Below are 21392 nucleotides of genomic sequence, written 5' to 3' on the forward strand. Positions count from 1 at the left end.
GACAGCATGAACCATATCGAACGCATGATCCAGCGCAAGGGCGCGATCGACAACGCGGACGACAAGAACGAGATCAAGCAGATCGTCGAAGCGCTCGCGAAGCGCGACAACGAGATGAAGTCGTTCTGCGAAAAGGCCACGGAAGAAATCAAGTCCACCGGCAAGATCGCCGCCGACACGAAGTCCGCACTCGAAAAGCTGTCGAGCGACGGCATCGAGATGCAGACGCGTCTCACCGACCTCGAACAGAAGCTGGCTCGTCGCGGCGCGGGCAGCGTGGATCTCGACGCGAAGTCGATCGGTGCGCAATTCACCGACTGCGACGACTTCAAGACGCTCGCAGCGAAGGGGCGCGGCATCGCGCGCATGGCGCTGAAGGCCGTGACCAGCATCACGAGCGCGACGACCGGCACGGGCGGTGTCGGCGACGCGATCCGCCCGGATCGTCAGGCCGGCATCATCACGCCGCAACTGCGCCAGATGACGATCCGCGACCTGCTGCTGCAGGGCCGCACGTCCTCGAACGCGATCGAGTATGTGAAGGAAACCGGCTTCCAGAACATGGCCGCGATGGTGGCCGAAGGTGGCGCGAAGCCGCAGTCGGACCTGTCGTTCGACCTCGTGACGACGACCGTCAAGACGCTGGCCCACTGGGTGCGCGCGTCGAAGCAGGTTCTCGCGGACATCCCGCTGCTGCAAAGCTACATCGACGGCCGCCTGCGTTACGGTCTGCAGTACGTCGAGGAAAACCAGATCCTCGCTGGCGACGGCACGGGCCAGAACCTGCTCGGTTTGATTCCGCAGGCGACGGCGTTCAACGAAACGCTGCGTAAGTCGGGCGACACGCCGATCGACATCATCCGTCGCGCGATCCTCCAGTCGCGCATCGCCGAATACCGCCCGAGCGGCATCGTGTTGAACCCGAACGACTGGGCCGACATGGAGCTGCAGAAGGACACGACCGGCCAGTACATCTGGGTGAACGTGCAGGACGGCGGCCAGCAGCGCATGTGGAAGCTGCCGGTGATCGACACGAACGCGATCGCCGCGGGCAAGTTCCTCATCGGCGCGTTCAACATGGCCGCCGAAGTGTTCGATCGCGAAGACGCGAACGTCGAGGTTTCGACCGAAGACGCCGACAACTTCACGAAGAACATGGTCACGATCCGTGCGGAAGAGCGCCTCGCGCTCGCGGTGTACCGTCCGGAATCGTTGGTCTACGGCGACCTCGCAGACCCGACGCCGTAAGTCGGGATGGTGATCTGATAGACGGAGGCGGGCGGCGCAAGTCGCCCGCATGAATCATGGAAATCAAGATCTTGAAGACGCATCAGGAACACGGCGCCGGCTGGGTTCATGCTGGCGAAACGCGCACCGTCTCGGACGAGCGCGCGAAAGACCTGATTCGTAACGGCCTCGCCGAAGAGGTGAAGTCGACGAAGAAGGCGGAAGCATCGGAAGCCAAGGCGGCGCCGGTTGCCGAGAACAAGAAGCGCGCCGAGCCGGCGAACAAGGCTTCGAAATGATCCTCGACCGGGCACTTGCTATCGCACACGCGCGCGTCGACGCCGATGATCCGCTGATCGATACATACCTCGCTGCGGCGATCGGCGAAGCCGAAGAATTCACGAACCGGCGCTTCTACTCGACCAACGAGGAAATGGCGCAGGCAGTGCTCGACGGAACCGCGGGCGATGATCCGATGGTTATCGAGCCGCCGATCGTCGCCGCAATCCTGCTGATCTTCGGCCGTCTCTACGCGATGCGCGAGGACGTCGTGACCGGCCAGGCGATGGAAATGCCGCGCGGCTCGCGCTCTATGCTGCAGCCGTACCGCGTGAACATGGGAGTCTGATATGCCGACAGCCGGCGAACTGAACAAGCTCGTGAAGATTCGCCGCTGGCAGGACATTCCGGATGCCGGATTCGGCATCGAGCAGACGTTCGATGCGGGCTTCGACGTCTGGGCGAAGCGCGCGCCGGTGAGCAGCGGCATCTTCTTCGGGTCCATGCAGGTGAACAGCGCCGTGACCGACCGTTTCATCGTGCGCCGCTCGGCGCGCGTCACCGAAGCGTCGATCACGGGCGAGCATGTCGTCGAGCACGGCGGGCTGCGCTATCGCGTAAAGCGCACTCTGCCGCTCGACGGCGACGCGGTGTTCGTCGCGATCGACGCCGAACTGCTGGGGGCGATATGAGCGACGGCGTCGAAGTTCACGTCGGATGGACGGGGCACACGCGGATCGACTTCGACAAGAAGAAGATCCGCAAGGTGATGCGGGCGCGCGGGCGCGACATCCAGAAGGAAGCGCGGCGCCTCGTCGCGCGGCGCGCGGTGTCAGCGCCCGGCGAGTATCCCGGCCGCGACACGGGCACGCTTTGGCGCAGCATTAAATCGAAGGTGAGCCGTTCCGGCTTCCTCGTGCGAATCGCGCCGCAGAAGACGCCTGAGATGGGCGGTGATTTCTACCCCGCATTCCTCTGGTATGGCGTGCGGCGCAAGGGCGGGGACGAGGGCAGTGCGTGGCGCATCGATCCACGCGCGAACTACATGACCGAAGCGCTGGATCGTCGGCGCGAAGTGTCGCAATCCACGATCAAGGCAGCGCTTCAAGATGCGCTGATTCCGCGATGAACCTCGAAGCAGTCATCGAACACATCCGTGCGCGCGCGCCGATCTTCGCGCAGCGCGTCGCGGGCGCGGCGCAATTCAAGATTCTGCCGGAAGCCGCGAACATGCTGGTGCCGTCGGCGTATGTCGTGCCGCTCGACGAGAACCCGGATCAGCAACAGAGCAGCAACAGCTATCGGCAGACGGTCGAGGATTCGTTCGCTGTCGTCGTCGTGCTGAGCAACGCGGCCGACGAGCGCGGCCAGAGCGCGATCACGAGCGTTCATGACATCCGCAAGATCCTCTTCCAGACGCTGGTCGGTTGGGAGCCGGGCGAAGACTACGACCAGATCGAATACGACGGCGGGTCGCTGCTGCAGATGGACCGTGCGCGTCTCTATTACCAGTTCGAATTCAAGGCGCAGTACGACATCTCGTACGAGGACACGTGGAAGTGGGTGCGTGACAACGAGTTGCCGTCGCTCGAAGGGCTGAACGTGCGCGTCGACGCGATCGACCCGGCCGACCCGAATCACCCGAAACAGGATTTCCCAGACGACCCGAACGCCTATGAGGGCGGATCTCCCGGGCCGGATGGCCGCGCCGAAACTGGCGCAACGATCGACCTCCCGCAAACATAGGAGCAACCCATGCGTATCAAACCGGTATCCGGTCGGCAAGTGCCCGACCCGGAGAAGGGGGGCTATTTGCCCGAAGAAGGCCGAGAGGTCGAGCCGAACGTCTACTGGCTGCGTCGCCTCAACGACGGCGACGTGACCGAAGTAATCGCCGATGACGGCGAATCGCAACCCGTGAAGAAAGGGACCAAATAATGACCGTGCCATTCCAAAACGTTCCGGCCAATGAAAGGGTTCCCCTCTTCTACGCCGAAGTCGACAACAGCCAGGCGGGCTACTTCGCGCAGTCTGTTCGTACTCTGCTGATCGGCCAGAAATTGGCGGCCGGAACCGCGACGGCAAACGTGCCGCAGCTCGTCTCCCGCAGCGATCAGGCGAAGACGCTCTTCGGCGTCGGTTCGATGCTCGCGCGCATGCACGCGAAGTATCGCGAAGGCGATGCGTCGGGCGAAGTCTGGTGCATCGCACTCGACGATCCGGGTGCAGGCGCTTCGGCGACCGGTTCGTTCGCGCTCACCGGCACGGCGACGGCTGGCGGCACGCTCAACGCGTACATCGGCGCTGACCGCGTGCAGGTCGGTGTGGCCGCAAGCGACACGGCTGCCACGGTGGCGACCGCTCTGGCGGCGGCAATCAACGCGAACACGGATCTGCCCGTGACGGCTGCGGCTTCGACTGGCACGGTCACGCTGACCGCGCGGAACAAGGGCGCGCTCGGCAATGATCTGCTGCTGCAGATGAATCAGAAGGGCGCGGCTGGCGGCGAATACACCCCAGCCGGTATCACCGCCACCGTCAACGCGATGAGCGGCGGATCGGCTGTGCCGTCGCTGGCTGCGGCTGTCGCGGCGATGGGCGACGACGAATACGACTTCATCATCGAGCCGTATGCGGATACCACGACGCTGGATCTGATGCGCACGACGATGAATGACACGACGGGCCGCTGGGCATGGAATCGCCAGATCTATGGCCACGTCTACTCGGCTCTGCGCGGCACTTTCTCGGCTGTGCAAGCCGCGGGCGCCGCGCGCAACGATCAACACGTTACCGTTGCCGGCTTCGAGACGCTCGTGCCGAACCCGGTCTGGGAATACGCGGCCGCGTATGGCGCGCGCAATGCGGTGTTCATTGCCGCCGATCCGGCGCGTCCCACGCAGACCGGCGAACTGACCGGCATTACCGCGGCACCGGCAAGCAACCGCTACATCCAGACGGAGCGTCAAACGCTGCTCAACTCGGGCATCGCGACGAGCTACGTGTCGGGCGGCGTCGTGCGCGTCGAGCGCGCGATCACGACCTACCAGAAGAATCTCTGGGGTCAGGCCGACGCGTCGTACCTCGACAGCGAGACGTTGCACCAACTCGCGGCGATTATCCGCCGGTTGCGCAGCCGCATCACGACGAAGTATCCGCGTCACAAGCTGGCCAACGACGGCACGCGCTTCGGCGCTGGTGCGGCGATCGTCACGCCGAGCGTGATCCGCGGCGAGCTTGCAGCGGAATACGCGGACATGGAAGACGAAGGCCTTGTCGAGAACGCCAAAGCATTCGCCGACAACCTCATCGTCGAGCGCAACGCGGATAACCCGAACCGGCTCGACGTGCTGTTCCCGCCGGATCTCGTCAATCAGTTGCGTATCTTCGCCGTCCTGGCGCAGTTCCGCCTTCAGTATTAAGGAGTAGCACATGGGTAAGCGCGTAGCAGGGATGTGCTTCGTGAAGGTCGACGGCGAGCAGCTCGAAGTGAAGGGCAGCCTCGAAGCGACCATCGGCGAGGTCGTGCGCGAGACGGTGTCGAGCACGAAGGGCGCGGTCGGCTTCAAGGAGACGAACCGCGTGCCGTCCGTGAAGGTGACGGCGATCTTCATGCCGGATTTCCCGATCGACACGTTGATCAACGGCACCGACATGACCATCACGTCGGAATTCGCCAACGGCAAGGTGCACACGCTCTCGGGCGCGTACCTCGTCGGCGAGCCGACGGCAAAGGGCGAGGACGGTGAAGTCGACCTCGAATTCGAAGGCACGAAGGGAATCTGGCAATGATCGTCACACTCAGCAAGCCGATCTCGGCGCATGGCGAAGAAGCGCAGGAGTTGGACCTGCGCGAGCCGACCGCGAAAGACGTGATGGAACTCGGCTATCCCTACCTCGTCGTGCAGAGCGACGACGGTCAGGGGGTCGAGCTTCGCCCGAAGGTCGTCGCGCGCTACGTCGTGCGTCTCGCGAAGATTCCGATGTCGTCGGTCGAACAGTTGGCGATTTCGGATCTCTCCGCGCTGCAGGCAATCGTGATGGGCTTCTTCGGTCAGGACGCGGCAGGCGCAGGCGCGTAAGCGAGGGGCCGTGGACGAAGACGAACTGGCGGCGGAGGCACTGGCCGCGAGCCAGGCCGAAGCGTTCGAACAGCGCGTCTTCGACCTGGCGTATTTCTGGAAGATCAGCCCCGCCGAGGTGATGGCGCTCTCGCTCACCGACTTCAATCGCTACGAGCGAAACGCGCTGCGCATCGCCGAACAACAGAGGCCCGAGGATGGCTGATTCCTTCCAACTGAAAGCGATTCTGAGCGCGGTCGACAAGATCTCGCCGACGCTTCAGAAAGTGCGCACGGGCATTAATGCCACGCACAAGACGTTTCGCGATCTCGGCGGCGCAAGCCGCGGGCTGCTCGGCAGCATCGGCCTGCCCGCCGCGATCAGTTTCGGCGCGGTCGGGTTTGCCGCGCTGCACGCGGCGCAGGGCGCGCTCGAATACGCCGGCGCGCTGCAAGACGCGTCGGACAAGACAGGCGTTGCGATCGGGCCGCTTCAGTCGCTGCAGACGGTCTTCGAGGCGAGCGGTGTGTCGAGTGAGGACTTCATAGAGTCCGTCACGAAGCTGAACAAGGGACTCGCCGAGGCGGGCGCGGGCAAAGACGACAGTCTGCTTCATCTGCTGACGAAGCTGCGCATTCCGCTGCGCGACGCGAAAGGTCAGATTCGCAGCGTCGAATCGGTCCTGCCGCAGTTGGCCGACGCCTTTGAGAAGAATGAGAACCCCGCCGTGCGCACGCGCATCGCGATGGAACTGTTCGGCAAGGCCGGCGCGAAGATGATCGCCACGCTGAAGGGCGGCGGCAAGGCGCTGATTGATGCACAGAACGATGCCAAGCGGCTCGGTGCGGTGCTGTCGGACGAGGCGACGGGCAAGCTCGACGACCTCGGCGACAGCTTCGGGCTGATCTCGCGGCAGATCAAAGTGCAGATCGCCGCAGCGTTCGCGGTCGCGGCACCATCGGTGATGGCTGCCGTGAAGGCGGTTTCCGAATGGATCGGCGCGAACAAGGAACTGCTGCAGCAGAAGATCGGCGGCTACATCGAGCGCGTCGCGAAGGCGTTTCAAGGCTGGGTCGAGTCCGGCGGCTTCGAGGCGCTCGGGACGGGCATCATTCGCGTGATCGACGGCATCGATTCGTTCGTGTCGGCGGTCGGCGGGTTGCGCAACGTGCTGTACGGGCTCGGAACGATCATGCTCATCGGCCCGGTGTCGTCGGCGGTGCAACTCGCGGCAGTATTCCTGCGGATCGGCACGTACATCTTCCCGTTCTTCGCGAAGGGCGTGCTCATCGCCGTGCGGGCGCTGTTCCTGTTGAGCCGCGCGTTTCTGACAAACCCGATCGGCATTGCCGTCGCATTGATCGCGGGCGCCGCGTATCTGATCTATCGCAACTGGGAGACGGTTGGCCCGTTCTTCACGGCGCTGTGGGATGGGGTGAAGGCGATCTTTACGGCCGGATTCGAGTTCGTGAAGGCGTACTTCCTGAACTTCACGCCGCTCGGGCTGATCATCAAGAACTGGGAGCCGATCGTTACGTACTTCTCGGGCCTCTGGGACCGTGTGAAGGGCTTCGTCGATCCGATTCTCGACGCGGGTCGGTCCGTGCTCGGTGCGATCGGCGGATTCTTCACTGGTCCGGCACCGTCGCCGGCTCGCGCGGGCGCGAACGTGCTGCAGCAACCTGCGGCGCTCCAGTCTTCGCCCGTGCCGCTGTCGCGCGGTCCGCTCGCGGGCGCGCTGGCTGGTGCAGGCGGACAGACGAAGCTGAACGGCGAACTCGTCGTGCGGTTTCAGGATGCGCCCCCGGGCACGCGCGTCGATCCGGGCAGCAGCAATCAGCCGGGCTTGTCGATCAACCCCGATGTGGGATACCGCAGTCAACTGGCGTTCTGATCTATGGCGTGGAAAGACAAACTGCAGCCGGCGACGTTCCGGGGCGTGCCGTTCGAGGTTGAATCCGACGATGGCAGCTTCGGGCGGCGCACGCAGGTGCACGAGTATCCGCAGCGCGACAAGCCGTACGCGGAGGATCTCGGACGCGCCACGCGCGAGTTGAATGTAACGGCATTCCTCATCGGCGCCGACTACCTCGACGCGCGCGACAAGCTGCTCGAAGCGCTGGAGACGGCCGGCCCGGGCACGCTCGTGCATCCGTGGTATGGCGAGCTGAAGGTTTCGCTGAAAGACCCCGCGCGCGTCTCGCACAGCATCGCGAACGGCGGCATGTGCACGGTGCAGCTTTCGTTCGTCGAGGCGGGCGAACTGGCGTTCCCGAGCGCGGGCAATTCGCTCGGCGCGAAGTCGCTGGAGGCGGCCGACAGGCTGCAGGAGGCTGGATCTTTCGACTACGTCGAGAAATTCGACGTGAACGGCAAGGCGTCGTCGGTGTTCGACGACGGCGTGAAGACGTTCAATGACGCGCTCGATCTGATCGACAACGCCGAATCGACGGTGAAATCGATCATGTCGAACCCGCTGGATTTTTTGAAGCAGCGCGCAACGACGCTGATTCCTGATGCCGTGGCGATGGCCGACACGATCTTCGGCATGTACAAGCGCGGCGAGTCGGTCGTTGAGAGCGTCGCGTCGATGTTTGGCGGCGGCGGGGCGAGCGCACGCAACGGCGACGTGGTGTCGGCGCTCACGAGCCTGAGCGCGACATTCGCGAATCGAGCCACGATTGCGGATGCGGTTGCGAAGACGCCCGGCATCAGCCCGAGCCGCGCGCAGGCCGCGACGAACGCGGCGGCAATCAATCATCTGTTCGGACAAGCGGCGCTCGTGCAGGCCGTCGGCATGACGACGACGATGGATCTGCCGATCTATGACGACGCGGTGAAGATCCGCGACAACGTGACGGCTGCGCTCGATAACGAGAGCCTGATCGTCTCGGACCCGGTCTACGTCGCGCTGCAGGACGCGCGCGCCGCGGTCCACGCTGATGTGACCGGGCGTCTCTCGCAAAGCGCGCGGCTGAAGACGATCACGCCGCGCTCGATCACGCCTGCCCTGGTGACGGCATACGACCAGTTCGAGGACGTCGCGCGCGAGGGCGAGATCGTGGACCTCAACAAGATTCGCCGGCCCGGCTTCGTGCCAGCCGAACCGATCAGGGTGCTGTCGGTATGACCGATGACAAGAACGCCGTGCGCTTGTTGGTGAACGGCAAGGAATACGGCGGCTGGAAGTCGGTAGAGATCACGGCCGGCATCGAGCGACAGGTGCGCGAGTTCGAGCTCAGCGTCACCGATAAGTGGCCCGGGCAGACGGACGTCCCGCGGCGTATCCGCCCGGGCGACGAGTGCGAAGTGTTCATCGGCGAGGATCGCGTGCTGACGGGGTACGTCGACGCGACGCCGATCCGATACGACGGGCAGAGCCTCACGGTCGGCGTGAAAGGCCGCAGCAAGACGTCTGATCTGGTGGATTGCTCGGCGGTCAATAAGCCGGGCAGTTGGGCGGGCGCGAAGGTCGAGCGCATCGCGGCCGATCTCGCAGGCGTGTACGGCATCAAGGTCGTCACGCAGATGGACACGGGCGCGGCGCTCGCGCACGCGATCGACCAGGGCGAGAGCGTGTTCGAGTCGATCGACCGCATGCTGAAGCTTCGGCAGTTGCTTGCGACCGACGACGCGCTCGGGCAACTCGTTTTCATCGACGTCGGCACGGCCGGCACGGCGAAGACCGCGCTGAAGCTCGGCGAAAACATCATGTCGGCGGATGCGCCGCTCGACTACAAGGACGTCTATACCGAATACGTCTGCAAGGGGCAGCGCTCCGGCACGGATGACGACTTCGGTGAGACGGTCGCGAGCGAGTTCGCGGATCTGACCGACACGAGCGTGCTGAAGCGTCACCGCGTCCTCGTGAAGAAATCGAGCGGGCAGTGTGACGGCGGCACCGCGGCGCAGCGCGTGCGATACGAGCAGGCGCATCGTAAGGCGAAGGCGCTGGAAACGACGTACACGGTCGCGGGCTGGCGGCAATCCGATGGCTCGCTGTGGCTGCACAACCAATTCGTGCGCGTGGTCGACCCGGTGATCGGTTTCGACGATGAGTTCGTCATCGCCGAGGTGACGTATTCGCTGAGCGATCAGGGCATGGTCTGTCGCCTGCAGGTCGGGCCGAAGGATGGCTACGTCAACAGCCCGGCGAAGAAGGCCGGCAAGAAGAAGGGCACCGGCGAGGGGGGCGATTGGAAGGACGTCGTGCCCGCCGACAGCAAGGCGCCCAAGGTCAACAATGCAGCCGTGAAGTCGAAGAGCGGCTGGTCTGACGTGAAACGCTAATGGATTCCCGAGCATTCGCAAAGATGGCTGGGCCTATCACGCGGCGCATTCAGAACATGCTCGCGCGCGGGACGGTCGCGCTCGCCAACGCATCGACGAAGATGCAATCGCTGCAGTTGAACCTGCTCGCGGACGAGACGGCGGATAACGTCGAGCACTTCGAGCCATACGGCTTCACGAGTCGGCCGCGCGCGGGCGCGGAAGCGGTCGCCGTGTTCCTCGACGGTGATCGGTCGCACGGCATCACGGTCGTTGTCGCAGATCGTCGATACAGGCTCACGGGGCTGGGAGACGGCGACGTCGCGCTGCACGACGACAAGGGACAGTCGATCGTGCTCGGCGCCGACGGCATCACCATCACCGGAAACGTGAAGGTGATCGGCGCGCTTCAAGCAACGGAAGGTATCAGCGGAGCCGATGGCATGACGATAACCGGGAACGTCAACATCACCGGCGACGCGACCATCGGAGGGAAGTCCTTCTTGGGTCACAAGAACGGCGGGCTGTCTCTGGACTGACCGTCGCAACGATTGAGAGTCGGCCGCCTTCGGCGGCTTTTTTTTGGGGCGCTCATGCCTAGTTACGCGCAGGACGTGCCGCTCTACATCGACGGCGTCGAATCTTCGCTGCTCGCCGAGACGAACCCGCTCGTGCGCGCGGTGATCATGTCGCTCTTCACGTGGCGCCGCGCGGAGCCCGACGACCCCATCGACGACACGAAGTGGGGCTGGTGGGGCGACAACGTCTCGGACGTCGAGAACGACCAGATCGGGTCGCGCCTCTGGCTGCTCGCGCGCGAGAAGCTGACGCAAAGCACGCTGAATCGCGCCGAGCAATACGCGAAGGAAGCGCTCGCGCACCTGATCGACGACGGCGTCGCGACGCGCGTCACGGTGGCCGCCGAGCGCATCAGAAACGACGGGTTAGGTCTGACCGTAACGATTTATCGAGTGGACGCTGCAGCAACGACGCTGCGGTTTTCTAACGTCTGGAGTCTGATCAACAATGTTTAACCGCCCGGCGCTCACCGATATTGTCGCGCGCACGCGCGGCGACCTGCTCACGCGATTGAGCCAGGACGAATTACTGCGCCGATCCGACGCCGAGGTGCTCTCGCGCGTGCTGGCCGGTGCCTCGCATGAGATCCACGGCTATCTCGACTGGATCGCGCGGCAAGTCATCTATGACACTGCCGACGACGAGATCTTGATCCGATGGGCATCGATCTGGGGCGTCGAGCAGAAGGCGGCCGCGGCGGCAAGCGGGAATGTGTTGGTGACAGGCGCGGTCGGCACGCTCATCCCCGTCGACACGCTGATGAAGCGCGCGGACGGCGAAGAGTTCACGGTCACGGCGGACACGACGCTCGGCGCGAGCGCGACTTCCGTCCCGGTCGAAGCCGTTGAGGCCGGTGCGGCCGGCAACACCGTCGCTACGACCACCCTCACGCTTCTGAATCCGATCGCGGGTGTGCAGTCGGTCGTCACGGTCGATTCCGGCGCTCTCACAAACGGATCGGACATCGAGTCCGTCACCAGCCTTCGCAGCCGATTCATCGCGCGCATTCAACAGCCTCCGGCGGGCGGTTCGAAATCCGATTACGAGCGGTGGGCGCTTGAGGTGCCCGGCGTCACGCGCGCATGGGTGTACCCGAAGGAGATGGGTGCTGGCACGGTGACGGTGCGATTCGTCCGAGACAACGACGCGTCGATCATCCCCGATGCCGCCGAGGTTCTGGCGGTGCAGAACTACATCGACGACCCGAGTCGCCGACCGGTTACTGCCGATGTGTACGTCGTCGCGCCGGTTGCCGTTCCGCTCAATTTCACGATTCAACTCACGCCCGCAACAGCGGCCGTTAAAGCCGCAGTCGAGGCAGAGTTGCGCGACCTGCTCCTGCGCGAGGCCGCGCCGGGCGTCACGCTGCTCATCAGCCACATTCGGGAAGCGGTTAGCACGGCGGCCGGCGAGACAGACAACGTGGTCGTGTCGCCTACGACAAATCAGGTGTACACGACGGGGCAGATGCCGGTATTCGGGAGCATTACATGGGCTTGACGGCTGCCGACTACCTGGAGCTTTGCCAAAACCTGACGCCATACGGCCCCGCGTGGCCGCGCGAGCCGGATGCGTTCGTGACGCGCTTGCTCGATGCGTGGGCGCAGGAATTCGAGCGGATCGAAGAACGCATCGACGCGCTGATCGAAGAGGCCGATCCGCGCACCGCGATCGAACTACTCGCTGACTGGGAGCGGAACTACGGACTTCCCGACGAATGCTATCCGGACGCGGTGACGATCGCAGAGCGGCGCGGGCGCTTGTTGCAAAAGATCGCGTTCGAGGGCGGGCAGTCACGGCAGTTCTTCATCGACTTCGTTGCCGCGCTCGGTTATCCAGACGCCACGATCACCGAATACAAGCCGTTCAAGGCAAACAGTAAATGCAACGCGCCATTGAATCAGGGCGGGTGGCGGTATGCCTGGCGAATTGCCGTTCCATCGGCGTCAACGTCGGTGCGGTTCAAGGCGAACAGCCGCGCCAATGAGCCGCTCACGCGCTTCGGTGATCCGGGCCTCGCCTGCATTCTCGCGAAGTACGCACCAGCACACACAGTTCTTTACATCGATTACGGAGAGGCCTGATGCGCCGAATTTCCACAGCAACGCGTGTCGTCGACAAGTTCGGCGCCGGCAAAGACGGCTTCACGAACGGTAATGCGGTCAGCGGTATCGCCGCGACCGATCTCGAGGACGTCTGGTTCGACCACGTTCAGGAAGAGATCGCGAACGTGGTCGAGACGTCCGGCCAGACTCTGAGCGCAGCGGACCGAACGCAGCTCCTGAAGGCTATCAGGGGTGTGACTCCCGGTCGTTTGTTGAACATTCAAATTTTCACGTCAACGGGCACGTACACGCAGACACCGGGTTGCAAGGCGCAACTCATTCTGGCGGTCGGCGGCGGCGCCAGCGGCGCGGGAACGCCAGTCACGGGCGCGAGCCAATGCGCGGTGGGCGGTCCGGGTGGATCGGGTGCCTATGCCGAAGTCTATTTCGCAACGCCTGTTGCGAGCGGAACGACAATCACGATCGGCCCTGGCGGGACGCCTGTCAACGGTGGCGGCAATAACGGCGGTACGACTTCAGTGGGTTCCGCGATCACGTGCCCCGGCGGGCGCGTCGGGTCTGGCGCAGGTCCGAGCGCGCCTCCCTTGCTCACGGGCGGGGGTAACGGTGCGACTGGCTTTGCAACGCAAAGCGGCGGGCAGGCGATTCTGCTTACGGCAGGGAACCCCGCGCAGATAACTTTTGCGCTCGGGCTTGGCACTACCGCAATTGGAGCGTCGCCGGGCGCTGACGGTCCATGGGGCGGGGGTGGCGTCGTGCAAGCTGGGAATGCGCCAGGCAATTCGGCCTCGGCACCCGGCGCCGGAGGCTCGGGCTGCGTCACCAATGCGTCCCAGGCGTCGATCTCCGGCGGCGCGGGCGCTAACGGGCGCGTGATAATTTATGAATTCGGAGCGGTCTAAATCATGCAAACCTACGCACACATCGATCAGGGGCGCGTTGCTGAAATTATCGGACCCTTGTCATACGCCGAAGACGTGATGGACGAGAACGGCGAAGTCATTCACAGGGCGGGCGACTACATTCCCATCGAGAATCGCTACACGCCTGAGTTCGTCGCTGTGCTCGTCGATATTACGGGCCGCGACCCGATGCCAACTGTAGGGATGGTGTACGACGGCACCAACTTCTCCGAATACGTTCCGCCGTCGCCTTCACCCGCTGACATCCTTGCGGCGAACACGGCGACACGTGACGCGCTCCTTCAGCAGGCGACGCAGGCTATCAATCCGCTTCAGGATGCTGTCGACCTCGATGAGGCGACGCCTGCAGAAACTGCGCTCCTCAAACTGTGGAAGCAATATCGCGTCGCCGTCAATCGCGTCGATCTCACGCAGGCAAGTCCGGCGTGGCCGATTGCGCCATCCGCCTGATCGCCAGGCGAGAGTTCAAGAGCCGCCTCCGGGCGGCTTTTCATTTTCACTCACGGCGCATAGGAGTCCGCATGTCCGTATCACAGCACCCTCCAGATACACGCCGTAGCTGGTTCGACGGGACGATCAATATCCCGACGGTCTTGTCCGTGATGTTCGCGGCCGTCTCTGCGACAGGTTTTTGCATTGGGCTCTACAACAACGTTTCTCAGCGCGTCTTGTTACTCGAAGAGCGCGATCGACAGCAGGAAGTGCACTTCCAAGCCATCGAACGCGATCAGGCCGCACTGCGCAGCGATGTGAAAGACCAGCTCAAGGCGATCGGCTCCGACATCAAGGACACGAATTCGAAGCTGGACCAGTTGCTTTACAACCGCGCTGGCGTTCGACCTGAAACGCGAGGGTGGACGCGGTAGGCCGGATCTATTTCTGATTGATCGACTTGCTGTCGACGATGCTTTCGTTTGCGGCCTGCTCGATCAGCGCCTTGTAAAGCCCGGCAGCAACGAAGACGCCGAGCACGACGGAACACCACGTCGGAAGGAAATCGGCCCATTGGTGCAAGGCGATGCCGGCGACCACGCCAGCGGCAGCGCTTCCAAGCGCGAACTTTTCGGTTCTTTTCATTTTTCTGTCCTCGTTCGGCCGCCTTCGGGCGGCTTTTTATTTGGCTGCGACCCGGAGCGATTATGCCACTCATCCCGTTCACCAGACTACGGCTCACGCTGGCCGATGGCTGGCAGAAGCTGCACAAGAAAGGCACGGTGATCGCCGGCGCCGCGTTCACCGCGCTCGCCGGCGCGGGTCCGCTCATCTCGCAAACGTGGTCCGGCATGCCGCGCGAACTGCGCGACGTGATCCCGCAGAACGTGCAGCAGTGGATTGCCTACACGATCTTCGGCTTGTCGTTCATCGCAATCCGCTACACGTCGGTGAAGCGCACCCCGAAGGAGGGCGGCGATGGCGCGGATCAAATCTGAAGACGCGGGCGGGCAGAACGTCGTTGCGTTCCTCGACATGCTTTCCATCTCGGAAGGGACGTCGATCGACCCTGATAGCGACGACGGCTACAACGTGATCGTCGGAGGGGCGCTCTTCGTCGGCTATGCGGATCATCCGCGGCGCCTCGTGCAGCTGCGGCGCCTCGGCATTGCGTCGACGGCAGCCGGGCGTTACCAGCTGCTCGCGCGCTACTTCGACGCGTACAAGCGCCTGCTCGGGCTGCACGACTTTTCGCCGATCTCGCAAGACAAGATCGCCATCCAGCAGATCTGCGAGCGCCGCGCAATCGACGACATCGTTGCGGGCCGCATCGAGAGCGCAATCGCGAGGTGCTCGAACATCTGGGCGAGCCTGCCCGGCAACAGCTACGGCCAGTTCCAGCACAAGGTCGAGACGCTGCGCGCGGCCTACATCCTCCATGGGGGCACCTTATGTTGAGCCTGATTCTTGAGTTCGGTCCGTGGGTCGTCGCGGCGCTCGCCGCGGTGTTCGGCTTCACGCGCCATCAGCAGGCAAAGACGGCTGCCGCGGAGGCGAAACAGACGGTTGCCGAAGCCAATGCTGCAGTTCAGCAAGCGAAGACGCAAGTCGCCGAAGCGCGTGACGGCGAAGCGCAAGCCAATGCCGCTGCCGCGCGCACCGGCGCCGAAGCCTCGAAGGAGAGAACCCATGTGGAAAACGACGTTGCTGCTCTGCCTGCTGGCTCTGCCGCTGACGAGCTGCGAAACGAGTGGGGCCGACCGGGTGAAGACGCCGGTCGCGGAGCCGTTGGTGCAGGTCAAGACCCGAATCGTTGACACGGCGTGCGACTGGACGAAGCCGATCTACGTGAGCGCGACGGATGTGCTCAGCGACGAGACTGCGAAGGCGATTCTCGCGCACAACCGGGCGGGCGCAGCCCAGTGCGGTTGGAAGCCGACCGGCCGCTGACGTAGCAATGACGAGCGCCCTCAAAAACTCCTTCGGATGGTGGCGAGGCCGTTGCTTTCTCGCCGTTTCTTCCGAAGGCGTCCTGCCGCCACGTTGTAGATTGGCTTCTCGATCCAGTAGTGCGCCGCGGCTGACACTGCCAGCGAAACGACGATGGATGCGATCAGCATCCCGACTGGTCCGAGCGATTGAAGATGCTGCGAAACGGCCCACTGCACTGGCTGATGCACGAGATATAGGGCGAAGCTAATCTCACCGAGAACGATGAGCGGCCTCCACCCCAGTACTTTGGACATGGCGCCCGCCCCTGATGCGAAAACCACCAACAACGCAGCTATAAACGGGTCAGGCCACATCGTATAGATTGTCGCGAGCACGGGGTCGGTCGCTTTGCCTTGCATGAAGCCGATAACAGCCCCCGTCGTCGAGTCTGCCCACAGCACGATGCAGATCGCAGCGAACTCAGCGAAAGTACTAAATTTCGTAGCTATCCCACGGCTTCGAGCTCGCGTCATTAACTCAGCTGCCGCTATCCCGATTACAAACTCTAATAGGCGAAACGCGGGGTTGATCAGATTGGGCGGCCCCTCGTGGTTCCGCGTCACGAAGAGATAAATCGCGTGAAACGCTATCGCGCCGAGCAGCAGCATGAACGGTTTCTTGCGGAATCCAAGGCTCAACGGTACGAAGCAGGCGTAAAAAAACATCTCGACCGAGATGGACCAAGAAACGCCGTTGATCGCGAAATAGATATTGTTGTCCGGCGCCCATGCCTGGAGCAGGAACACGATGCCGAACAGCCAGGCGGGCGAGACGTATGCGTGGATCCAACTCACGATGTCCGACCAGCGCAGCGCTAGCGCGAGGCCCAGCCCGAAAAGGTGCAGCGGCCAGATTCGGGCGAATCGCAGCGCCATGAACCTAAGCCACGGAATCTCTTTGTCGCGATAGTTGTAATGCAGGATAAAACCGGACAGGACGTAGAAAAAAGAAACGCCGTGGACAGGGTTGAAACTGCCGAAGGATGTTACGGGGAAGCCCGGTATCTGCACAGCGTGCAGAGCGAAGATCGCGGCGGCTGCGAAAAACCTGAGCGACGTCAGCGCGTCGATTCTTCCCTTCATTTTCTACCCATGTCTCGAAAATTACGCCGCGCATTTTAACGTAAACGATCGGACCAATTAGATGTCGTCGCGTGCGCGATCACGACGTCGGCGGGCCGCACGGAGACGCGGCGCATTCAGATCTTCGTGCAACTTCGCTAGGCGGTTCGCATAAACGGCGCGCGAAGGTAGGGCTCAGTGGCACCAGATCGAAAAGGCTCCGGCGATGCAACCACCCAAGAAGAGGAAGAAAGATGCCCAATAGATAAAATTGGCACAGCGTTCGTTCAACCGCCGGGAAAAACTCCAATGCTCCGGCTGGATGGCCTTCATGTAATCCAGCCAGTCGATTTCTCCCTGGACGTGACGTGTGAAGTGACTTGCATGGGCGCGAGAACCGGATTGATAAATCCACCATGATGACGCCATTGCCAGCCCGACAAAGGCAATTCCGAGCACGAAGAATGTCAGCGCGAGGCGGAAGTCGTCTTCTACACCTTGAGCCATTGCGGAAAGGACGGTTGCTGCTCCGCCTGCATTGACAAGAAGCAAAAACTTCGAGATCGCCTCAACCTGCTTCTGAATTAGCTCCTGATATGTTGTCGCTAGGCGATCGGCATGTTTTAACCGTGCTTGTCTCAAATCGTCGGATGCGCCGACCCAACTGTTATCTGGTGCTTGCGTTTGTTCAGGGCGTTCGTCAGTCATCGTCGCAGTCAAATACTCGAATTGTCGTCGTCTTCACGGGATCGCTAAGGTCGTCAGAGCCGATAGCCCGAATCCAGAATGCCTATCTGTTACCTGGCGGCGGCCCTCAGCAGTCGTCGCTCGTCGAAGCGGATCTGTGCTCTTCATCAGCCATGATCTGCACAAGCGTCGGGAAATACACGTCGCACCGCTCGTGATGCGCGGCCATGCTCCGCCGCGGGCAATCCGCCAGCTCGGCGCCGAGGTCCGTCATCGGGAAGTCCTCGCCGAGCCGCGCGACCAGCTTAGCAACTCGGTACCGGCCCTTGCGGTCGCAGCGCGAGCACGCTATCTCGATGTGGCTCGCGCGCTCGGCGACCTCGCCAAGAAGAACGGCTCCGTTCTTACCCATCGCACTCAGGCTGCTCGTACTCGTCGTCATACTCGTTGACGACGCAATCGCAATCCCCGCACACCCACCGATTCGGCATGTCGCCGACCGCCGGCTGAAACTCGTCGCGCGCGAGCCTCCGCGCGCAGACAGGGCACCATATCGTCGTCATCTTGGGATCCGTCCGCCTACTTCGGGCACTGTATGAATGTACCGCAAAGCGTTCTCGATGACTTCAAGACATTCAAAGCATGAGCGCGGTATCAACTATTGACATTGTCCTTTCGCTCACGATCCTGCTTTTTGGCGAGTAAGCGCTGGATCGCATCGTTAACCGAGGCGTCGTCTTTCAGTGCCTGCGAGATACGTTCGGTTAGCTCTGCGAGGATAACCCGAATCGTTTTCGCATCTTCAAGGCATCCTTCGTCTGTGTCTGCGTGAAGGCCTTCCGACAGGGCGTCGTAAATCAGCGTTAGTGGGTTATGCCCGCGTATCCTAAGATTATCCGGCAGAGCCGTTTTTACCTTGTCAACAGCGCTTGTAAATTGGCGTTCGCTCTTCGCCGCCTCGAGCTCGGCGACGAGGTCCGGGACGTTCTGGGTTTCCTTGCAAACGCGAATAATCTGATCGAACAGCTTATTCTTCTGGGCGTCAATGACACGTCGATAATAGGCAAACGAAGCGATGCCGAGCCCCTGGTTTTCGCAGCGCCTGCCCTTCAATAGATAATCCCGTTCGCCACCCGCGAGGCTGAGCAGTCTTTTTGGCAGTGGCGCTCCGAATGGCGGCGCTTCTCCGAACTTCATCGCGGTGCGAACAGTGGCGTTCGAGCCTTCAGGGTAGGTGAGCACGAGGGCAAACGTCTTCGAGTCTTGCTCACAATTCTTGCAGTGATAAGTCCAAAAGAGCGAAAGCGACTCTCCCTTATCGCCGGGGAATTGAAGCCACTTGCCATCATGGTCGAAATACCGATTCCCGTCGCAGGTTTCGCAATTGAGGAAAAGATCCTTTGGCTGGAGAAGAACGTTACCGTTACTCGCCTTCATGGCCCCTTCGATGGAGACCTCCCTTGCGTCTCCGGGCGGGACGTCCGTCAGGAAGTCACCAATGGTAAGTCGATGCTCGTTACTCATTTTTTCTTCCTAAGGCCCGAACTCAATACTGTATAGACGTACAGTTGTAGCACGGAAGGGCGGAGGCTGTATTAGGCGCGCCTAATTTCCTGCCTAAAATTCACTGTATTTACATACAGCCGGCGCAAAAGAAAAAACCCGCGTCAGCCAATGCCAACGCGGGTTTTGATCTGGTCGGGGCGAGAGGATTTGAACCTCCGACCACCTGCACCCCATGCAGGTACGCTACCAGGCTGCGCTACGCCCCGAAAGAGCAAAAGTATATCAGAGGGAAACGAATAGTAGAACTGCTTCGACGCATTTCGCCATAGAACTCGACAAATTCACTCGCGCGGCGTGAGCGCATCGATGCCGATTGGAGCGAAGCGGCGCCTTGAGCGGCCCCAGGCAGTGCCGCGTTCATCCCTATTCGCGCGTTCGTGCGCGAACTGCTGACGCCTGCGGAACCGCCAGGCCAGCAAGAGCGAGATCGCACATGGGATCAGATACGCGGGAATGCGCTCGCCCCACGCGAGCCGCGAGCCGAACGTGTCGTACTGGTTGCGCTCATGGAAGTGAGCGGACGCGAAGACCATCGTCAGCGTGAAATCCAGCAGCATCGCCGCGATGCACAGCACGAGAAAGATCAGCGCGCCGTTCCACCTCAACGAAGCCTGACTCGCGTTCAACGTGCGGCAGATGAAAAGCGCCATGCCCAGCAATGCCAGATTGAACGCCAGGGGGAGCAGGGGAAAATCCATTTCGCGCGAGCCTCGCGTGCGGGTGACAGGAACGATCCCGGCGGCGCGAAGTTGACATTTTTTGTCGCAACTCGATCGCCTGAGCCGAAAGCGGCGCGATCATGACACGCGGAAAACGACGCTAGAATAAGAGTATTCCTAATCATATTGGCCGATCGGCCAGCGACTCCGACAGAAAGTCGATGAACGTCCGCACTTTCGTCGTCATGTATTTGCGGCTCGTGTACACCGCGTAGACGGACGGTGCGAAGGCCGTATAGGCCGGCAGCACGCGCACGAGCGTGCCCGACGCCAGTTCGGGCTCGACGATCCACGCCGGAAAATACGCGAGCCCGAGTCCCGCGCGCACGAGCTGAAGCGCCATCGATGTATCGTTGGTCTTGAGCACGGCCTGATTCTTCACGACGAACGCGCCGTCCGGACCGGTCAGCGTCACCGAATCGATGTTCGTGTAAGTGGGCAGCACGAAGCGATGCCGCGCGAGATCATCGGGATGCCGCACGCGGCCATGCTTCTCGGAATACGTCTGCGAGCCCGCGAGCACGAAGGGCATCTTGCACAGAGGCCGCACGATCAGCGAAGGCGAGGGCTCGGACGTCGCGCGTATCGCCATGTCGTAGCCTTCCTCGACCAGATCGACGAAGCGGTTTTCCAGCCGCAGATCGACGAGCACGCCGGGATAGCGCGCCTGATACGCAACGAGCAGATCCGCGAACTTGCGATTCGCGAACCAGCCCGGCGCGGTCACTTTCAGCACGCCCTGCGGCTGCGCCGTCTGCACGCCGACGGCCGCCTCCGCGGCCTGAAGAATATCGAGCGCCTCGCTGCACTGTTCGTAGTACACGCTGCCGGCTTCGGTAAGACTCAGATGGCGCGTCGTGCGGTTCAGAAGGCGCACGCCCAACTGCCGTTCCAGATTGGCGACGTGCTTGCTCGTCATGGCCGTCGAGATATCGAGCCGCTCGGCGGCCTTGACGAAGCTGCCCGCCTCGACGACCTCCCGAAACACGCGCAAGCTGGTCAGAGCATCCATCGATCATTTCCTGTCTGGAAACAAAACGCTAATGTTAGCCGGATTTATCGACGGACCATGGCTGCATAGACTGCCGCAATCCACTTTCGAAGGAGCGTTTGCAATGTCTACTGAATTCCGTTCCGCTTCGGCCGGCGCGCCGGCGCTTGCCGGCTACGCACACGTGCTGCTGCGTATCGTCGCGTCGTATGTCGTGCTCACGCACGCGAGCGCGAAGCTTTTCCATGTTCCGCACATCGCGATGTTCGACGGCTTGCCGCTCTTTTCGCTGCTCGGCGCGGCGGGTGTCATCGAACTGGTCGGGGGCGCGCTCGTGCTGATCGGCCTGTTCACACGCGCGGCGGCCTTCGTGCTGTCGGGCGAACTGGCGTTCGCGTATTTCATCGGTCACGCGCCGAAGGGCAGCTTCTTTCTGCCGCTTCTGAATGGGGGCGAGCCGGCCGTGCTGCTGTCGTTCATCTATCTGTTCATCGCGGCGGCGGGGCCGGGCGCATGGAGCATCGACGCCCGGCGTTGAC

32 protein-coding genes and 1 tRNA gene are annotated in these 21392 nt (G+C 62.4%); 25 read left to right on the forward strand and 8 right to left on the reverse strand.

Annotated features, from left to right (window positions below; all coding sequences use genetic code 11):
* The first annotated feature begins 6 nt into the window (after positions 1-6).
* The 21 genes from AWB70_RS05250 to AWB70_RS05350 all read left to right on the forward strand — a co-directional run bounded on the left by AWB70_RS05250 (position 7) and on the right by AWB70_RS05350 (position 14271).
* On the forward strand, positions 7-1248 hold the full coding sequence (locus AWB70_RS05250) for a phage major capsid protein (RefSeq protein WP_053567923.1): 1242 nt from the start codon (positions 7-9) through the stop codon (positions 1246-1248).
* Between the two features lie 56 nt (positions 1249-1304).
* Complete coding sequence (locus AWB70_RS05255; protein ID WP_053567924.1) at positions 1305-1526, forward strand: hypothetical protein; 222 nt, start codon at positions 1305-1307, stop codon at positions 1524-1526.
* Positions 1523-1855 carry a head-tail connector protein gene (locus tag AWB70_RS05260; protein ID WP_053567925.1) on the forward strand — a complete coding sequence of 111 codons (333 nt, stop codon included), beginning with the start codon at positions 1523-1525 and terminating at the stop codon, positions 1853-1855. The genes AWB70_RS05255 and AWB70_RS05260 overlap by 4 nt, the downstream gene beginning before the upstream one ends.
* Position 1856: 1 nt before the next feature.
* Entirely contained in the window at positions 1857-2198 is a 342-nt protein-coding gene (locus AWB70_RS05265) for a head-tail adaptor protein (RefSeq protein WP_053567926.1), read from the forward strand.
* Positions 2195-2635 carry a hypothetical protein gene (locus AWB70_RS05270; protein ID WP_053567927.1) on the forward strand — a complete coding sequence of 147 codons (441 nt, stop codon included), beginning with the start codon at positions 2195-2197 and terminating at the stop codon, positions 2633-2635. Before AWB70_RS05265 ends, AWB70_RS05270 begins: the two co-directional genes overlap by 4 nt.
* Complete coding sequence (locus AWB70_RS05275; protein ID WP_053567928.1) at positions 2632-3252, forward strand: phage tail terminator protein; 621 nt, start codon at positions 2632-2634, stop codon at positions 3250-3252. Before AWB70_RS05270 ends, AWB70_RS05275 begins: the two co-directional genes overlap by 4 nt.
* Before the next feature lie 9 nt (positions 3253-3261).
* Entirely contained in the window at positions 3262-3444 is a 183-nt protein-coding gene (locus tag AWB70_RS05280; protein WP_053567929.1) for a DUF2635 domain-containing protein, read from the forward strand.
* Complete coding sequence (locus AWB70_RS05285) at positions 3444-4928, forward strand: phage tail sheath subtilisin-like domain-containing protein (protein WP_053567930.1); 1485 nt, start codon at positions 3444-3446, stop codon at positions 4926-4928. Before AWB70_RS05280 ends, AWB70_RS05285 begins: the two co-directional genes overlap by 1 nt.
* Before the next feature lie 10 nt (positions 4929-4938).
* Positions 4939-5298, forward strand: coding sequence for a phage tail tube protein (locus tag AWB70_RS05290; RefSeq protein WP_053567931.1), 360 nt, complete (start codon positions 4939-4941; stop codon positions 5296-5298).
* Entirely contained in the window at positions 5295-5588 is a 294-nt protein-coding gene (locus AWB70_RS05295; RefSeq protein ID WP_053567932.1) for a phage tail assembly protein, read from the forward strand. Before AWB70_RS05290 ends, AWB70_RS05295 begins: the two co-directional genes overlap by 4 nt.
* 10 nt (positions 5589-5598) lie before the next feature.
* Positions 5599-5793: a hypothetical protein gene (locus AWB70_RS05300; protein WP_053567933.1), complete on the forward strand. Its 195-nt coding sequence runs from the start codon at positions 5599-5601 to the stop codon at positions 5791-5793.
* A complete protein-coding gene (locus AWB70_RS05305; protein ID WP_053567934.1) occupies positions 5786-7462 on the forward strand; it encodes a phage tail tape measure protein in 1677 nt (558 codons plus the stop codon). The genes AWB70_RS05300 and AWB70_RS05305 overlap by 8 nt, the downstream gene beginning before the upstream one ends.
* A 3-nt stretch (positions 7463-7465) precedes the next feature.
* Complete coding sequence (locus AWB70_RS05310; RefSeq protein ID WP_053567935.1) at positions 7466-8698, forward strand: DNA circularization protein; 1233 nt, start codon at positions 7466-7468, stop codon at positions 8696-8698.
* A complete protein-coding gene (locus AWB70_RS05315; RefSeq protein WP_063786673.1) occupies positions 8695-9858 on the forward strand; it encodes a phage baseplate assembly protein in 1164 nt (387 codons plus the stop codon). The genes AWB70_RS05310 and AWB70_RS05315 overlap by 4 nt, the downstream gene beginning before the upstream one ends.
* A gap of 23 nt (positions 9859-9881) precedes the next feature.
* Positions 9882-10376: a phage baseplate assembly protein V gene (locus tag AWB70_RS05320; protein ID WP_053567936.1), complete on the forward strand. Its 495-nt coding sequence runs from the start codon at positions 9882-9884 to the stop codon at positions 10374-10376.
* 54 nt (positions 10377-10430) lie between these two features.
* The gene (locus tag AWB70_RS05325) at positions 10431-10871 is read left to right on the forward strand and encodes a phage GP46 family protein (protein WP_082378041.1); all 441 of its coding nucleotides are present in this window, start codon (positions 10431-10433) and stop codon (positions 10869-10871) included.
* On the forward strand, positions 10864-11916 hold the full coding sequence (locus tag AWB70_RS05330; RefSeq protein WP_053567937.1) for a baseplate J/gp47 family protein: 1053 nt from the start codon (positions 10864-10866) through the stop codon (positions 11914-11916). The genes AWB70_RS05325 and AWB70_RS05330 overlap by 8 nt, the downstream gene beginning before the upstream one ends.
* Positions 11907-12500, forward strand: coding sequence for a YmfQ family protein (locus tag AWB70_RS05335; protein ID WP_053567938.1), 594 nt, complete (start codon positions 11907-11909; stop codon positions 12498-12500). The genes AWB70_RS05330 and AWB70_RS05335 overlap by 10 nt, the downstream gene beginning before the upstream one ends.
* Positions 12500-13384: a glycine-rich domain-containing protein gene (locus tag AWB70_RS05340; protein ID WP_053567939.1), complete on the forward strand. Its 885-nt coding sequence runs from the start codon at positions 12500-12502 to the stop codon at positions 13382-13384. The genes AWB70_RS05335 and AWB70_RS05340 overlap by 1 nt, the downstream gene beginning before the upstream one ends.
* 3 nt (positions 13385-13387) lie before the next feature.
* On the forward strand, positions 13388-13855 hold the full coding sequence (locus tag AWB70_RS05345; protein ID WP_235024145.1) for a tail fiber assembly protein: 468 nt from the start codon (positions 13388-13390) through the stop codon (positions 13853-13855).
* Between the two features lie 71 nt (positions 13856-13926).
* Positions 13927-14271, forward strand: coding sequence for a hypothetical protein (locus AWB70_RS05350; protein ID WP_143281619.1), 345 nt, complete (start codon positions 13927-13929; stop codon positions 14269-14271).
* 7 nt (positions 14272-14278) lie between these two features.
* Here the strand turns inward: AWB70_RS05350 and AWB70_RS05355 are convergent, their stop codons facing one another.
* Positions 14279-14482: a hypothetical protein gene (locus AWB70_RS05355; protein ID WP_053567941.1), complete on the reverse strand. Its 204-nt coding sequence runs from the start codon at positions 14480-14482 to the stop codon at positions 14279-14281.
* A 62-nt stretch (positions 14483-14544) separates the two neighbouring features.
* Here AWB70_RS05355 and AWB70_RS05360 point away from each other — a divergent pair, with 62 nt between their 5' ends.
* The 3 genes from AWB70_RS05360 to AWB70_RS05370 are packed head-to-tail and all read left to right on the forward strand — an operon-like array spanning position 14545 to position 15654.
* Entirely contained in the window at positions 14545-14835 is a 291-nt protein-coding gene (locus AWB70_RS05360) for a DUF7940 domain-containing protein (protein WP_053567942.1), read from the forward strand.
* Complete coding sequence (locus AWB70_RS05365; RefSeq protein WP_053567943.1) at positions 14816-15295, forward strand: glycoside hydrolase family 24 protein; 480 nt, start codon at positions 14816-14818, stop codon at positions 15293-15295. The genes AWB70_RS05360 and AWB70_RS05365 overlap by 20 nt, the downstream gene beginning before the upstream one ends.
* Positions 15289-15654 carry a hypothetical protein gene (locus AWB70_RS05370; protein WP_075644212.1) on the forward strand — a complete coding sequence of 122 codons (366 nt, stop codon included), beginning with the start codon at positions 15289-15291 and terminating at the stop codon, positions 15652-15654. Before AWB70_RS05365 ends, AWB70_RS05370 begins: the two co-directional genes overlap by 7 nt.
* A 153-nt stretch (positions 15655-15807) precedes the next feature.
* Here AWB70_RS05370 and AWB70_RS05380 read toward each other — a convergent pair whose 3' ends face one another.
* The 7 genes from AWB70_RS05380 to AWB70_RS05410 form a co-directional block, all read right to left on the reverse strand.
* Positions 15808-16911: an acyltransferase family protein gene (locus AWB70_RS05380; RefSeq protein ID WP_053567946.1), complete on the reverse strand. Its 1104-nt coding sequence runs from the start codon at positions 16909-16911 to the stop codon at positions 15808-15810.
* Positions 16912-17085: 174 nt separating this feature from the next.
* Positions 17086-17598 carry a hypothetical protein gene (locus tag AWB70_RS05385; RefSeq protein WP_053567947.1) on the reverse strand — a complete coding sequence of 171 codons (513 nt, stop codon included), beginning with the start codon at positions 17596-17598 and terminating at the stop codon, positions 17086-17088.
* 106 nt (positions 17599-17704) lie between these two features.
* On the reverse strand, positions 17705-17989 hold the full coding sequence (locus AWB70_RS05390) for a hypothetical protein (protein ID WP_053567948.1): 285 nt from the start codon (positions 17987-17989) through the stop codon (positions 17705-17707).
* Between the two features lie 242 nt (positions 17990-18231).
* Complete coding sequence (locus AWB70_RS05395; protein WP_053567949.1) at positions 18232-19101, reverse strand: hypothetical protein; 870 nt, start codon at positions 19099-19101, stop codon at positions 18232-18234.
* Between the two features lie 171 nt (positions 19102-19272).
* Positions 19273-19349 (reverse strand) — tRNA-Pro (locus AWB70_RS05400).
* 75 nt (positions 19350-19424) lie between these two features.
* Complete coding sequence (locus AWB70_RS05405) at positions 19425-19841, reverse strand: hypothetical protein (protein ID WP_053567950.1); 417 nt, start codon at positions 19839-19841, stop codon at positions 19425-19427.
* Positions 19842-19983: 142 nt separating this feature from the next.
* On the reverse strand, positions 19984-20874 hold the full coding sequence (locus AWB70_RS05410) for a LysR family transcriptional regulator (RefSeq protein ID WP_014191075.1): 891 nt from the start codon (positions 20872-20874) through the stop codon (positions 19984-19986).
* A 103-nt stretch (positions 20875-20977) separates the two neighbouring features.
* Here AWB70_RS05410 and AWB70_RS05415 point away from each other — a divergent pair, with 103 nt between their 5' ends.
* On the forward strand, positions 20978-21391 hold the full coding sequence (locus tag AWB70_RS05415; RefSeq protein ID WP_053567951.1) for a DoxX family protein: 414 nt from the start codon (positions 20978-20980) through the stop codon (positions 21389-21391).
* Position 21392 lies beyond the last annotated feature (1 nt).

It is taken from the genome of Caballeronia cordobensis, from assembly GCF_001544575.2.
Classification (GTDB): domain Bacteria; phylum Pseudomonadota; class Gammaproteobacteria; order Burkholderiales; family Burkholderiaceae; genus Caballeronia; species Caballeronia cordobensis.